Source organism: Legionella hackeliae, from assembly GCF_000953655.1.
Taxonomy (GTDB): domain Bacteria; phylum Pseudomonadota; class Gammaproteobacteria; order Legionellales; family Legionellaceae; genus Tatlockia; species Tatlockia hackeliae.
The window spans coordinates 1,186,919-1,202,745 of record NZ_LN681225.1 but is presented as its reverse complement, the minus strand read 5'-3'; the positions used below and the strand labels follow the sequence as shown (position 1 = coordinate 1,202,745).

Genomic DNA, 15,827 nt, shown 5'->3' with positions numbered 1-15,827 from the left:
GGTACGATGAGTTATTCCATAAATTTTATTATTTTTCTTATGCATAATCCTGAATAGTTTTAGCAAGCGCCTCATCTATCGACATCTTGGGTTTCCATCCCAACAATTCCTGTGTTTTATTGACATCAACTTGTAAGGAGCCACATAAACGCTGAACCTCTGGCTTTTTTCCAGCGATAGAAGCCAGATTTTTCAGAATCCAGTACGGAAATGGAATTAAGCGAGCTGGCTTATTGAGTGCTAAAGCAACCTTTTGTAATAACTCAGGCGTAGAAACATCCTGATTATCGCTAACCAGAAAAATTTGGTTATTTTTTTCTGAGGCATCCAAACAATGAATTATGAGGTCTACTAAATTATAAACAGAGACAAAACTTCGCTTATTATTTATTGTTTTCAAAGGAAGAGGATACCCTTTTTGCAGCCATTTAATCATGCGTTGAAAGTTACCCCCCACTCCTGGTCCATAGACTAACGGTGGACGAATAATAATGACTTGCATGCCTGTTTCGTCGGATAATTTTAATAATCCCTGTTCTGCTTCATATTTTGAAAGGGCATAGGGATCTTCTGGTGCGGGTATATCATCTGCACTGTATGTTGTTCCTGGTTTCGTTTCCTCACCATTCACTTTAATGGAACTGATATAAATAAAACGTTTAACCCCATTTTTTGCTGCTTGATGAGCTAAATGAAGCGTACCTTCAACATTAATCCGTCGATATTCCAGTAATGGAGCTCTTTCTTCCTCTTTCATAACATGAACACGTGCCGCAGCATGAACCACAACATCACAATTTTTTAAAGCATCACTCCAATTTGTAGATGTTGAAATGTCAGGAATTGAAATGATTTCTTCGCAACCCCCTAAAAAGGGACTATTGGTGTTTCTTACAGCAACTCGTACAGTGAATTTGTCACTATTGCGAAGCGCAGCCATAAAATGGCGACCAACAAATCCTGTAGCTCCAGTCATTAAGATTATTTTTTTATTATTTTCAGGTACACACATAGACTCTTCCATAACACTCTTCCTTGAATTCTACAGTAAGTTACTCATTTAAAAATTTTTACGCCAAACAGTGCGATTAATATAATCGACATAGCTTAAAACTACACGCACAACTTGTTTAGATACACAGCCAACTTCATAATCACTGACAGGCAAAATGGCCCTTTCTTTATTACAATGTTGTGAGGTCACTACTTTTACAGCATCAAGCACCCTTTCCTTTTGTAAGCCACACATAATTAATGTGCCAACATCCATACCTTCGGGACGCTCATGAGTATTGCGTATAGTCACTGCGGGTAAATTCAGCAATGACGCTTCCTCGGTAATAGTGCCACTATCCGAAAGGATACAAAAGGATGATAGCTGAAGCTTAATGTAATCAAAAAATCCCAAAGGTTTTGCAAACTGAATAGCAGGATTTAATGTTTTGGCAACATAACTTTCAATACGCTTTCGTGTTCGAGGATGGGTTGAGAAGAAAACAGGATACTGATATTCGTTAACCAAAGCGTCTAAACTTTCAATTAAAGCGGTTAGATTTTCTGGTGAATCGACATTCTCCTCGCGATGAGAACTAACAACAAAGTATTTTCCTGCCTCAAAACCGCATTGACTCACAATGTTAGAAGCTTCGATTTTCGGCATGTAGTAATCCAAAACCTCTCGCATATGAGAACCAGTCTTAATAATCGTTTCTGGTTTAATGCCTTCTGCAACCAAGTACCGTCTAGCATGTTCGGTGAGCACCATATTAATATCACTAAGATGGTCAACCACTTTACGATTTAACTCTTCTGGAACACGTTGATCAAAGCAACGATTTCCAGCTTCCATATGAAATACAGGAATTTTTCTCCGTTTTGCGGAAATAATTGCCAAGCAAGTATTAGTATCACCATATAAAAGAAGAGCATCAGGATTCATGCGAGCAAATAATTCATCTGAACTTGCAATTACATCTGCTATAGATTGAGCAACGGATTCTTTAGAAACATTGAGAAAATAATCAGGTTTTCGAATTTCCATTTCATCAAAAAAGACCTGATTTAATTCATAATCATAGTTTTGTCCTGAATGAACTAAAATATGTTCCGTATGCTTATCCATTTCTGCGATAACTCGGCTCATCTTAATTAATTCAGGACGAGTACCAACCAAAGTCATCACTTTAAGCATCAAGGGCCTCCTGGATATAATCAAGCTTTAACAGAACATCTTTAATTTCATTGATATTCAATCTGTAAGTATTGTGAGACGTGTAATCATCAAGATTAGAAATACGCTCCTCTCCTTCTACAAAATATTTTTTGTAATTGAGATCACGATTATCCGCGCTTATCCGATAATATTTATCCATCTCCGCAGCTTTTGCCATTTCCTCTCTTGAAACAAGAGATTCGTATAACTTTTCACCATGACGGGTACCAATCACTCGAATATCGGTCTTACTTCTAAAAATTTCAGTTAATGCTTGCGCCAAATCTTCGACTGTACAGGCGGGAGATTTTTGCACAAAGATATCCCCCTGTACTGCCTGTTCGAAGGCATGCAACACAAGATCAACTGACTCTTCTAATGACATTAAGAAACGGGTCATTTTCGGATCAGTCAATGTAATAGGTTGATTCGCTTTGATTTGACTAACAAACAAGGGAATTACTGAACCCCGTGATGCCATCACATTTCCATAGCGGGTCGCACAAATTATGGGACCGTTTTCTGACAACAAACGCGATTTCGCCACCATAATTTTTTCGGCCATCGCTTTTGAAATACCCATTGCATTAATGGGATAAACAGCCTTATCCGTGCTTAATACCACAATGCGATTAACCTGATTAGCAATCCCTGCATTTAAAACATTTTCAGTTCCCAGAATATTTGTCCGCACAGCTTCCATTGGATAAAATTCGCAGGAGGGAACTTGTTTGAGAGCAGCTGCATGAAAAACATAATCCACCCCTCTCATGGCATCATTAAGTGTGCTGTAATCACGTACATCACCGATGTAAAACTTAACTCTGTCATTATTTAAAGCCAGACGCATATCTTCTTGCTTTTTTTCATCCCGGCTGAAAATACGAATTTCTTTCAGATCAGAGTTTAAAAATCGTTTTAAAACCGTATTACCAAAAGATCCAGTTCCTCCGGTAATCATAAGAATTTTATTATTAAACATTATGCGTTCCAGTCCTTCCAAGATTGATGCATTGTTTCTACAAGTTTTGGCCACTTAGGAGGCGTATAACCTGTCTTGGCATTAAATCGAGCAGCATTGAGTGAGCGATCAATTACCATATTTTCCTCAGGTATAATTTTAATTTGCTTTCCATAAATTTCTGAAACCAAGGTCAACAAATCGTATTTGTTGATAGGATTCGCTGCAACGTGATAGAGACCGACCAACTCTTTATTAGGAGCAATGTAATCTCGCATGATTCGTGCAAGTTCAACGACAGGAAATCCTGAAAATACAGCATTCTTATACCCATACACTTGTTCTTTTTGAGCTAAGAACCAATCAATTAATGAACGATTTGACGATAGTTCATGACCGATAAGGGAAGTTCGTACAGTTATTGCATGGGGGTAATCTGAAAGTTCCCCAATAAACTTAGACTTACCATATAAATCCAGGGCATCTGATAGGTCATCTTCTCTATAATCTCCCTTTGAACCTGAGAAAACACAATCGGTACTAACATGTATTAGCCTTGCATCCGTCACGGCACATAGTTTTGCTAATCGATGAGGGAAGAGAGAATTGATAGGTAATACAATTAAAGGATCATTGGCGGTGCTGTATTGTTTGATTAGGCCGACGCAATTAATGATTAATTCTGGTTGAACCTGCTCAAATACACCTAGCAAGAAATCTTGATTCAAAATATCCAAATCACAAATTAAGCGCGAATGTGTTTGCTTTGGGAAGTGCTCTAAGTTTCTTGAGTGACGCAGGGTTCCCCATACCTCATAGTCTCCTGTCTCTTGAAAAACCTGGTAAGCAGCGCGACCTAACATGCCTGTTACGCCTAATACTAAAATTTTCACTGAATTACTTCTCCCTTATTCGGTTTAACTCTATCCTCAAGAATTTCAATAAGACGCTGGCTTTGTTTTTTCATTTCAAAATGTTTCATGAAATAAGCACGGCCCGATTGCCCAAGTTTATTTCGGTCTGCAGGGTCCATATGATAAAGCTGTTCCATGCTTATGGCCAGAGCTTTCTCATCTTCAGCGGGTGTTGCAAAACCTGCCCCTGCATCATGGATAACGTGCGCTCCCTCCCCATCAAGAGCTGCAATGATTGGACGACCAGCGGCTAAATAAGCCTGAATTTTACTGGGAACTGTAAAAGTAAATATTTCCTCTTGCTTCAACGTAACTAGCAGCCCTGCCGCACGTGAAAATATATGAGGCATGCAGGTTGAAGGAAAACGACCAGCAAGAATTAAATTATCAAGTTTTTGACTATTTTTTTGCTCTTTAAGCCATGGCATCATACTACCACTGCCAACTAACACGATTTTCAAGTTTTCTAAATGTTTAAGCTGTTGTGCCGCGTTAACAATGACAGATAATGCTTGAGCAGTACCAAGATTTCCTGCAAAAACAAGACAAAAATTTTGCTCAAGCATCGACAACAAATCCCTGGGTATTTGTTCTGTTTCAAGAGAGGTTTCTGGAGCTTCTAAATAAGAATTAGGGTAGTAAATAATTTTTTCTTTATCCGCGTATTTTTCTACGGGTTGGTAAAAGGCTTTGGATTGCACCAATAACGTGTCCGAAGCCTTATAAATCCAGCGCACCACTTTCCCGACGTGATTAAGCATCTTCTGATTACGGATAAAACCTGTCGCGCTTAAACTTTCCGGCCACAAATCCTGTACCCAAATCGCAAGATGAGTGCGCAGTCGCTTTTTCAAATATATTGCAGGAATAGACGAAGTAATTGGAGAAGGGGCAAAAACCAGGATCGCATCAAATTGTTTTCCCTTCGCAAAACGAGGAAAATAGAAAAGTCCACTGACAATAAATGAAAAATAATTGAGTATTAAATTCTTTGCCCCGCCTTTTTTTCGTGGAAATATCGGCACCCTGTGAACTGTTATTTGCTCATTAAATTGCTCAGTCATTCTCGATGACGCCGAGTAACCTTTAAAGACTTGTCCATCCGGATAATTTGGCTTGCCGGTCAGTACTTCAACTACATGGCCATCCGCAACCAAACACTTTACCAGGTCATTAATCAGAAACGATTCTGGCCAAAAATATTGAGATACTAAAAGAATCTTCATCCCTCTGATCCTGTCGTTACATCGTTTATTGTTTAAAAAAAGGAATAGTACTCTAAGATTATTACGATAGCCAATTTTATAAACTAACTTTATAAATGGGCCAAACGCTTAATATCTGCCCATAATACTAGCTCAATTTATTTATGAATGTCCTAAAGGATAGTCTCTGGAGTTGTTTTAAAAGTAGATACATGCACGAGATTTTTTGCTTTGTAACGAAACACCGCTTCGTTTGTAAACATTGAATACAATAAACTCGCAAATAATTTATGCGATAAGACCGGCGAGCTTTTTTGTGCATGCACAAAGATAATTGGATAGGATTCCTTCCAGTCTACGAAATTATACTCTGCATAAGAGTTGTACTTCCGATAAATTTGTAAAAATTTTACGCTTTGAGCCATGTATCGAGTTGAACTACCAAATATTTGTCTGAACATACCATTATGCTCGTGAAACTGGATTGTGCGATGATTTGCTAAAGGAATATCTGTTCTAAATATAAATGTAGAATTCTCTCTCATTGTATTATTGTTTCTGTAGTTTTCTTCCAATGCGACCTGATAAAACCAATCTTTTAAGAAAAGAAATTGATCGTAGGCTGTTTTAAGTACGAATATTGAAATTAATAGATATAAACATAACTTGGCGGATCCTGTATTGAACCGTGCAATAAGTAGAATAAGCCCATAGAGTGTAAGTGAAACCCCTAATGGGATTAGTAACATATGTCTTGAATAAAAACCGTCCAAACGAGGGATTTTTCCGACCGCTGCATAAGGAAATACAGCAAAAATAAAAAAAATTAATCCCAATAAAATAAATGAAAGGGAGATTTTGAGTTCCTCTTTACTGCCATCCTCATTATTTCGAAAATAAAACCACAGGGCTAAAGTACAACCCGCTAATAAAATACTATGAGTATATGCAAACAAAAATGCTTCGCGCAGCGGCTCAAAAAAAGCGGTGATAAAGGATTCTTGTAAATTTGCAACTAAATCCGTTGTATTTAAACTGTTGTAACCAACATACAGCCCATTGGGAATAAAAAATATTGTTTTCACATAAAAGAATACAAATGGTAATAAAATAAAATCAGGGTATTTTTTTAAAATTTGTTTCGGCAAGAAATATATGTTGCCTTTAAAAGGCATGTATTCTTTGTAGAGAATATAAAGCAAGACTATTGAATAAAAAAGAAGCAATGAATTAATGAAAAAAGAAAAGAAAAATAATGATAAAATAAAAACTCTTAAAGAGAGTGTTTTTTTATTATTAATATAGAGTGTTAAAAACCAAAAAGAGCAGAAGAAAAGAGACAACAATAATCCACTTGGTACATTAATTAATGCAACACGTACATTATTAACAGGGAGCACGCTAAAAAAAATTGTAATAAAAAGAGCGTTTTTTTTGCTTATAAAATGAATATCACGCAAAATAAAATATAAAAATAAGCTAGAGAAAAAATAAGCGAAAAATGTCACTAGCCTATAAGGAAAAACGCCATTCCCAATATTACTTAAAAAATAATGTATATACGTGATAGGATTTAAATTACCAACCGCTTGATTGAATATATTTTCAATAACATCGAAATCCTGGTGATATATAACCCAATCATCCCAATATATGCCTTGGATATTTAGCAACAAAAAAAGATTTGCAATCAAATAAATAAGGGAAAATTTAGCAATATTATTATCTATTCTCATTTCAAATCCATTCTGTAGCAATTAACTCTGCTTTTTAAACCAACATGAGGATTAAGCATCAGCAGCGATAATTTTTTCAGTAATAGTGCCAGGTATGCTTTGACAAGAGTCTATTACCAATTTGAGTCCTTCAGAGAGAGTTGTCGTGGGTATGAAGCCTAGTTTTGTGTTTGCATAAGAGATATCTGCCTCTGAAATTTTAATATCGCCTTGCCTGAAGTCTCTATAGGTTAAATTAATCCTTTCGGGGCATATAATCATTTTTAGCATTTGCAAAAGTTCATTTAAGGTCGTCCCCTCTCCACATCCTACATTATATACTGTATCACCTAAGGAAGAACTTAACGCTGCCAGAATATTTGCTTGAACCACATCTTCGATATAACAGAAATCACGTATGTTATTCCCGTCACCGTTAATATACATATGCCTGTTATTGACCATAGCATCAATCCATAAAGGGATGACAGCGGCATAAGGGCCGTGAGGATTTTGTCGTGGTCCAAAAATATTGAAATAGCGAAGCCCAATGGAAGGCAACCCATAACAGATTTCAAAATTTTTGGCATATAGTTCATTGACATGCTTTGAGACGGCATAAGGGGACATGGGATTTATGCAATCAGTTTCCCTTTTTTTGGGAATTGAAGAATTTCCATAAACTGCACTCGATGACGCATAAACTATTTTTTTTACTTTTGCTTTTCTGGCTGCATTAAGAATATTTAAAAAACCAGTGACATTAATTGCATGAGTTTGCTCAGGAAATTCAAAAGAGAGAGGAACGCTGGCTACTGCCGCATGATGCAAAATATAATCCACGCCTTCGACACTCTGTATACAATCTTTTTCCGAACAAATATCCCCCTCAATCAAAGTAAATTTCCTGCTAAACTCGTTGGGTAACTTTCGACTTACTTCTTGCAAGTTATATTGCGTACCTGTAGAAAAATCATCCAATCCGATAACTCTCTGGTTTAACTTAAGCAAAGCCTCTAATAAGTTGGAACCAATAAAACCTGCAACACCAGTAATTAACCACGTAGAAGGGTTTTGTTTTAAACTTTCTTTAATACTTGAATAAAGATTCATAATTTGCTTCCAAGCCTATAAGTAATAAGAATTTATTCTATATTTTTAAAAATAAGAATAGTAACCCTCGCTGATACCATTTGTTAGAACGTTTGAATCATATCTCTCAAAAGTTTTTTATAGTTGTCAAATCTATTTGCAGCATTGCATATATTTTGAATATATTTATTGTCTTTTAAATTACTTAGTTTTCCAACTTCGTGGTCATAATTAGTAATTAACTCAAGCAATTTATTCGCGACCTCCTGGCTATTACATGAATCAATATAATGCGCATACTCCCCTACAATCTGCCGGTTTGCTGGCAGATTTGAAAGAACCATCGGCATATTCATGTAAAAGGCCTCAAGCGGAGTTATGCTAAACGTTTCCAATAAACTTGGAAAGAACAAGATATGAAATTTTTTATAGCTTTCGATGACTTGCGGAAGTGATATCGGTCCTAAATTAAGAATGTTTTCTTGCACACCAAGTATTTTCGCTTGATTGTTAAGGAGGTTATAAATGGTTGAGTCTTCTGGTAAGGTCACCACAAAGATTGCCTTTTTTTCAATCTTCTTTTTTAAGGCTACTAAAACCTGTGGAATTATTTGATAATTCTTATGCCAGTAATCAGCCCCCAGGCAAAAAATGTGTATAGTATCCTCAATTTTTCTTTCTATTTTTACAGTGGCATACTCCTGAATCAGTTGATTGACTGCATTGGGGATTACTGCAACTGCTTTAGGATTGGCTTTGGTTTTAGATAAAAAGCCATCTCTTGCTACGGCGGCCTCTACACACCATCTATCTGCACGTTGATACCAATGCAGTTTATATTGGCATAGAAGATATGTGCGAATTCTCTCTTTTAGGTTGGGTAGAGAACGGTAAGCAGCATTGGTAGCGTGAGTTACCCAGCCATCAGCTATACCACATAGATGAGGGACAGAAAAATTAACATAGGCAGGCCCAAATAATGTAAACACAGCATTAAATTGTTCACGTGACACAAACTCTTGCAGGCGTTTACGTGAATGCCTATCTTTTGCCGGACTTTTGTCCAATAAAATAACTCGTTTTGCATTCAATTTAGATTCAAGTAGATCTTGAAACTTCGAAAAAATAGAACTTGTTAAAGCAAAAAACCAATCAAATTCTCGATCTTCAATTGCATCTCTAAACATTGCAGAGGCTACCTGCAATGAGCCGCCCTTCATTAACGTAGAGCAATTTAATAAAATTTTCATTGTGATATTAACTTCTGATTTTTATTAGAGATAAAAAATATTAAATTACTGACAACAATTGCGAGTACGATGCTTCTGCTAGCAAAATAATTTCCAAAAATCATTAAGGCACACAACATGGCTGTGAAACAATAGGCACTTTTGCAGTTCGTCTTTTTTGACAATCCTAACAGTAGCACTGCAATGCCCCAGAAAATGAACATTTCCAACCAAAATAAAGCACCATAGTCTCTTACAAAATCCCAAAAAGCAGTCGCGGCATTAAATCCATTAATTGGAACCATTTCACTTGTTGTCGGCAAAGAATCGGAAGTCATTAATACCCCCCAATCATTCGGTACATAAAGAGGTGATGCGAGTGCTTTTGTTGAAAGAGAAAACACATCAAATTGAATAATAAGATAGCCAAAAAGCCAAGCCACAAATGCGCTATTTATCCTGACACCAGAAATATTAATAATAGTCTGCCAATCGTTACCTGATTGGGCAAGTCGCCATTGACCAAAGATAACAAAAATAACGACTGTAATGACGCTTAATGCAAATAAGATAAGATATCTATGTGTCTGTTTGTTTACCTGAATGTTAGAAGTAGAAACATAGTAAATAATAAAGAAAAGAAGGACTCTTATTATGTCACCACGTTTAACGTGTAATATTCCCGATATAATAAAAATTAACGCAATGGCAGTGATTGCATATCTTTTCCTGACATAAGGCGCCAAAATTACCAATGACCATCCCAATATTGACCAAAATCCTGAAAAAAAAGGTACGACAAATCGATCCCCTGAAATAATCCGGTGTTCAGCTTGAATAGCGGTAATACGCCACCCCACTATACTTTCTATATGAACACTAACGACACAGTAAAGAATAATAAATACTATATAAATTAAATTTAAATTAACTAAAGGAATACTGGGGGTTACCGAAGTAATTTTGATTTTTTCAAAAAAAAACAGTAGCAAAAGAAATCCAAGGGGACCTACAATCATTGAATATAAATCAAAAATGGTTTTTTCTGTTTGTACCTCACTAAGCTGCAAACAATTCATCCATAAACATAAAAAATAAGCAAAACCAAAAATATTCCAAGATAAAATTGAATTTATTCGAATAGACTGAATACAAAATAAAACGATGAGTGAAGAAAATGCATAAATAAAAAAATTAATTAACGACCACTTTTCCGCACTAGAAAATACGATTGCTGGATATAAGAGTAGTACAATGGAGTAGATGAAAAATATTTTTTCATTAGATTTGCTGAGTAAATTTACATCCTTTTTGGCATCGGTAAACACTAAACTGTTCCTTAAAGTTTTGAATCAACAAACAGGTTATGGATACTGGTTTGCAGTCTCTCAATCACCGGATTTGCAGTTTTAATTTGTTCGTCCACAAGAAATCGTTTCAATAATAAGAATAAATAAAATATATAAAGTTTAACTAAAACTAAACTGTTACTCTCGTCTTTAAGACTATAAGGATAACCGTTATATGTTTTTTTTAAATAAGTATCAATAATTTTAATGTCCTGTAAGGAAATAATTTTTAAATGAAACTTTTTAGCCTTGTACAAGTAATGAAATAAATCAAAACAGGCAAAAAACAATGGTTGAGAGTACTCGAAATCTATGAGATAAAGTTTTCCGCTCGATTTCAGTATGTTATCTGGAGAAAAATCCCCATGAAAAAAGGCTTTCTTTAATGAAATATTTTTTAATCCGCTCACTATTTTTTCGAAAATCGGTAATAAATTGGGACTTAGTGCGAGTGCATTTCGAACAAGCATTCTCTTGATCTCTTGAACTTGCTCGATAAAAAATGTGTTCTCTTGAAGAGTTTCTGTTTCATTTGAAGCAAGTTGACGTAATAACTTCATTTTCTGTACACATAGCGAGGTTGACGTCTTATATCTAGGTATGCCCTTATAAGCATATAGTGGTGTAGGATTTTGGGTTAGGGTAATCATTTTATCAACTTGCTGAGTCGGACACTGAATTCGCTGCTGATTAAGAAAATTGATATTTTCTATTTCCTTTGCAGTAAATTCTTCTGAAGTTTTACTCATTGGATAACGAACGTAATATTCATTTCCTTGAGAAACAACTTGTAATGTCAAAGATAAATTTCGGCTTTTTGCACTGCCTACATAAATATTAATGCCTGTACTTCCTTGATAATCTTTACGAATGGCCTCAATAAGTTCATTGTTCTCGTTTATCATCACCAGATTTTTCTTAAGTAGATACTTAAGAAGACCAGATTGATAAATGACACTTAAAATTGTTTTTCCGACCAGCGCTTTTAGGGTACGAGTACCTAACATCCTTAATCCAGCAAAGAATGCGTTTTTATTTTGAATTCCGATGATATATTTCATTTGCTGACGTGAGGGAATAGCAATTGCATTTGCCTTATCATTTTCAAACGATATCAGCTGCTCTTCTTTAATTAAGTCAACTAGCTTCATGGCCTCTAATACTCTTAAGCACTGAATAATGAAGTTTTTGTTTAAACTCCTCAATCGTTCCATTATTTGAAATGTGATCTACTTTGACACGGTCAAAATAAAAATTTTTATACTTTTCATTCAAATTGACCAGTAACTCTCTGGTGACTTCATTTGGTTTCCTCTGCTCTAATGTGGGTACCTCAGAATTCAGTGTAATTACCGCATCGGGTTTAGGAATTAACCCTGCCAATTTTTTTGCAAACAAAAGACCTGTGTTATTGATGCGATATCTTTTTTCATCAATTAACATATCATAGAAATGCCTATCAAATATTATTAAATGCCCGCATTTTTTGCGCAAATATAGAACAGGTGCATAAAGAAGGTAGTTGATAAAAATATACATTACCTTGCAAATTGATAGCAATGACGAATAGGTACTATGCCCATGCGGTATATTACCTTCATGTAATGATATTTTATTATCAGGCTTAATTTTTATAACATTCGGTTTGAAATAAATTCGTTTTAATTGGAACAACTTTCTTTTTAATGAAAAGCTTTGAGTAATATATTCTGACGCAGTACTTTTACCACTTCCATCGGCGCCTAGAAGAACCAAATAAAGTCCCTGAGATTGTTGGCGCGAAAATAAATGTTTGAGATAGTAAACTATCCTTTTTGAAAAAATTTTCATACGAGTAAATAAAGATTTCCTATTCTCTTTAACCACATAAAATAGATCTTGATGTTTGGAGCTATCTTTTAAAAATTGATAATTTTCCTTAAAACCTACTCCATTTTTACTACTTTGAAAGAAATAATCACCAGAACAAATTACTCCGGAAGATGAAATAAGGCCAACCATAAAATCAAACGCATGGATATTCTCATCGTCAACAACAATAAAATAAAAATGACGTTTATTATTTGTTCGGATTAGCGTTTGAATACCATAGTTTGAAACAAATTTCTTTATTTTTTTTAAATCACCAGGATGTCTTAGAATAAAATCAATATCAGATGCAGTAAAATCAACGCCATTTTCATTGACCAACTTAAATTCAATGTTACTTTTTTCAAGAAACACGAGTAATTCTGAATAAAATTTTTCTATCATTTTTATTATCCTGGGTCTATTTATGACCAGCCCTATCCATTGACATTAATACCAAGCCTCTCTTGTGCAACATATTTTGCCTCAGGGATAAAAGAGGTAAAAAAAGAAACTACAAGATACAAAGAAAAGCAGAGAAGCGTGCAATAAGCTGAGGCCATAGGACCAAAACTTGGGACAAGAAGAATATTTAAGATAACATTTAATATAGAAATAAAGAGCAAGGACAAGAGAATGTTTTTTTGTTGTAACTTGAATGTTAAAAACGTCATTAATATAGACGCTATTGTTCTTAGCATCTCACCTAACAAAAGCGGCACAAAATATCCACTTTGATCAATATAATTTCTTGCTCCAAAAATTATATAAACAATATCTTTAAACAGAAGTAACCCTACAGTCGCCGCAACTAATGCACCTATAAAAAACTTACGTAACTGAAAAACCTCCCCAACTTTTTCTCCGGAAATTTCTCTGAAATAGACATTCGGATAATACGTCAAAAATATGCCTGATATTAGGCTAAGCATCGTTACAATACGGTAAGCAACCGCATAGGGGGCTAATACTTCATACCCATAGTAATATTTAATAATTACCTGATCGGACACAGTAAGTAACCAATGAACAATCATGGTTAACATAGTAATTACACAAAACTGTAAAAATACTTTTTTGTCGACGGCAGAGTCTACTGGTCTATCATAGATTGTTTCTTTCCAAAGATAAGAAGCAAGATAAGCAATAAGATATGAACTCCCCAAATAGAAGAGCGCTTTTTCCGCATTCAATTCATTTCTGAAACAAAGTACAAAAATTAAAAATAAAACTTTCTGCAAAACATTAAGATAATTATACCGAGCAATTTCTAATTTAGCCCTTGCGAGCATTAATCGCTCTTGAAAAAGAACAATAAATGCAAACAATAAATAATACCCGTTCGACAAAAATGCGCTGATTACAATAGTAAAAAAAAGCGTGGATAACCAAGAAATTTTTTGAACAAAATTGACCAATAAGTCTATTTGATAAAGATTAATGAATCTTGCATAACCACTGAATACACTCAAAGAAATAACAGGATAAATAAAATTCAATAAATTAAATGTATAACTGTAACTTCCCATTTGTTCCTTGCTTAACCAACCATTTAAAAAAAAAGTGGCACAAAATGAAAAGAACATTCCACCCAGCGAGCCTATAGAGAACGCCAAAAATTTTTTTACATGGTCGTTTTGAATGAAATTATTAAAATGTTTACTCATAACATTCGTCAAAATAAAACCTCTCACCTGTTAAGCAGCAATCAATGAATTTATTAATAACGCTATCTTTTACAAGCTCCTCTAGCTCAGAATATTTATAACCTGAGAAATTTAATCCTTTTAGGTTCATTATTGTTTCAGGCATAATTCGACGAAATTGATAGTGGTAGGCATATTGAAGCAACCGCTCAAACCTTGCATCATCAACACTCAAATTACCATGAATAGCGTCAGTAATCAAAGCGAAGTACTCGTCTTTCGTTTGTGGGTCAAACGTAATTTCCTTGTTGGTATAAAAGAATTTCGATGCCAAAATTGTAGGAATTCGTAAGAATACGGTTTGATAGCCAATTGTTGAACCGTACAGCAATGCAGCACTGGAAATGGACGCTATAGAAATACTCGTTATTTTGCTTTCAGGAGGCACTAAGATAATATTCTTGGGTAAATGCTCACCATAGCGCTTATCTAACAAATCCAAAAGTCCATCACCGTTTGAGCGCTTTTCGGCAGGATGTGCCCGGATAACTAAAATAGCGTCGTCTTGATTTGCAAACCAGTCGATTGTTTCGTATATCCACGAATCAATACTATCGAAAAAAATATTTGGCCTAAAGGTTTGTCCATCCCAGGGGATGCTGGGGAACATAGCTACGATTGTTTTTTCTGAATCAAGCCCTAGCTTCTCATAAAGCTCTTCTCTTGATTGCAGCCCTTTATTATCAATATTGTAATCAACATAATCATAAGATTTATTATTAAGACCTATTTTTGCCTGTAAATAATCAATAATTTGACTGCGTTGATTTTCTGATAGCAACTTGTTAACCCAATTACTCATACACTCCTGCATTGGCTCACTTAAGTAAGAGGCATTGTGAGCAGCTATTACACCAGCCCCGTGATACTCCCTGCCCCAGGTAACAAATTTAATGGAGTGTGCTAAACAAAACTCATGCACTGTTCCCCAGGTAGAGTAAACTCCATGAGAAAGTAGAACAAATTCAACGTCATTTTGTTTAAAATAATTTTCCAGGGCACGGATAGTAATGAAAATAGTTTGTAAAAATCCTTTTAATTCCTTAGCATTTTCTTGTGGAGAAACAATCGCCTTTTTAAAATAAAGTTGCAGCGCTGAGGATAACGGCCTATGTATAGGTACTCCTCGATAACTTATATTTTTTAAGTTATTTAAATCGACTAATTCAACTTCATTATCAATTTCATCACGTTCTTTCGTAGAAAGAAATTGATTCACAAATACGCCGTTAACTCCGAATGCCTCAATAAATTTTTTCTGCTCATGAAAACAAAGATTGCAACGAAGTGGTTTGCTTAATGAAAAATCAATTTGTTCACAGTAGCTAACAGCCTGACCACACATTAAGGCATCGACCTGATAACCTCTTGACTGCAGTACAACCGCACAATTGCCCTCAAATAAATTAGAACCTGGTAAGACACGAAAAGGGACAATAAGCACTTTTTTTGTTGATTGCTCATTTTTATTTCGCGTATTTTTAATCATTTTTCCCATTTCTTGGTAGGGATCTGCAGGAAAATTATGTCTGTAGGTATATTTATAACGATATAAAATTGGATTTAGTACATTTAATAATCTAAAAAATTTCACTA

13 protein-coding genes are annotated in these 15,827 nt (G+C 35.1%); all 13 read right to left on the bottom strand.

Features of this window, described 5'->3' with window-relative positions; translation table 11 throughout:
* Positions 1 to 37: 37 nt before the first annotated feature.
* On the bottom strand, positions 38 to 1,024 hold the full coding sequence (locus tag LHA_RS05485) for a UDP-glucose 4-epimerase family protein (RefSeq protein WP_045105650.1): 987 nt from the start codon (positions 1,022 to 1,024) through the stop codon (positions 38 to 40).
* 36 nt (positions 1,025 to 1,060) lie between these two features.
* Complete coding sequence (gene wecB, locus LHA_RS05480) at positions 1,061 to 2,191, bottom strand: non-hydrolyzing UDP-N-acetylglucosamine 2-epimerase (protein WP_045105649.1); 1,131 nt, start codon at positions 2,189 to 2,191, stop codon at positions 1,061 to 1,063.
* Complete coding sequence (locus tag LHA_RS05475) at positions 2,184 to 3,194, bottom strand: polysaccharide biosynthesis protein (RefSeq protein WP_045105648.1); 1,011 nt, start codon at positions 3,192 to 3,194, stop codon at positions 2,184 to 2,186. Before LHA_RS05475 ends, wecB begins: the two co-directional genes overlap by 8 nt.
* On the bottom strand, positions 3,194 to 4,066 hold the full coding sequence (locus tag LHA_RS05470; protein ID WP_045105647.1) for a dTDP-4-dehydrorhamnose reductase family protein: 873 nt from the start codon (positions 4,064 to 4,066) through the stop codon (positions 3,194 to 3,196). The genes LHA_RS05475 and LHA_RS05470 overlap by 1 nt, the downstream gene beginning before the upstream one ends.
* Positions 4,063 to 5,313, bottom strand: coding sequence for a glycosyltransferase family 4 protein (locus LHA_RS05465; protein ID WP_045105646.1), 1,251 nt, complete (start codon positions 5,311 to 5,313; stop codon positions 4,063 to 4,065). The genes LHA_RS05470 and LHA_RS05465 overlap by 4 nt, the downstream gene beginning before the upstream one ends.
* Before the next feature lie 152 nt (positions 5,314 to 5,465).
* On the bottom strand, positions 5,466 to 7,028 hold the full coding sequence (locus tag LHA_RS05460; RefSeq protein ID WP_045105645.1) for a hypothetical protein: 1,563 nt from the start codon (positions 7,026 to 7,028) through the stop codon (positions 5,466 to 5,468).
* A 51-nt stretch (positions 7,029 to 7,079) separates the two neighbouring features.
* Positions 7,080 to 8,120: an NAD-dependent epimerase/dehydratase family protein gene (locus tag LHA_RS05455; RefSeq protein WP_045105644.1), complete on the bottom strand. Its 1,041-nt coding sequence runs from the start codon at positions 8,118 to 8,120 to the stop codon at positions 7,080 to 7,082.
* 83 nt (positions 8,121 to 8,203) lie between these two features.
* Positions 8,204 to 9,349: a glycosyltransferase gene (locus LHA_RS05450; RefSeq protein ID WP_045105643.1), complete on the bottom strand. Its 1,146-nt coding sequence runs from the start codon at positions 9,347 to 9,349 to the stop codon at positions 8,204 to 8,206.
* On the bottom strand, positions 9,346 to 10,656 hold the full coding sequence (locus LHA_RS05445) for a hypothetical protein (RefSeq protein ID WP_045105642.1): 1,311 nt from the start codon (positions 10,654 to 10,656) through the stop codon (positions 9,346 to 9,348). The genes LHA_RS05450 and LHA_RS05445 overlap by 4 nt, the downstream gene beginning before the upstream one ends.
* 11 nt (positions 10,657 to 10,667) lie before the next feature.
* Positions 10,668 to 11,828, bottom strand: a complete 1,161-nt coding sequence (locus LHA_RS05440) for a phosphotransferase family protein (protein WP_045105641.1) — start codon at positions 11,826 to 11,828, stop codon at positions 10,668 to 10,670.
* On the bottom strand, positions 11,815 to 12,930 hold the full coding sequence (locus tag LHA_RS05435; protein ID WP_045105640.1) for a hypothetical protein: 1,116 nt from the start codon (positions 12,928 to 12,930) through the stop codon (positions 11,815 to 11,817). The genes LHA_RS05440 and LHA_RS05435 overlap by 14 nt, the downstream gene beginning before the upstream one ends.
* A gap of 32 nt (positions 12,931 to 12,962) precedes the next feature.
* Positions 12,963 to 14,192, bottom strand: coding sequence for a lipopolysaccharide biosynthesis protein (locus LHA_RS05430; RefSeq protein ID WP_045105639.1), 1,230 nt, complete (start codon positions 14,190 to 14,192; stop codon positions 12,963 to 12,965).
* Positions 14,185 to 15,825 (bottom strand): hypothetical protein, encoded by a 1,641-nt coding sequence (locus LHA_RS05425; RefSeq protein ID WP_045105638.1) that lies wholly within the window; start codon positions 15,823 to 15,825, stop codon positions 14,185 to 14,187. Before LHA_RS05425 ends, LHA_RS05430 begins: the two co-directional genes overlap by 8 nt.
* Positions 15,826 to 15,827 lie beyond the last annotated feature (2 nt).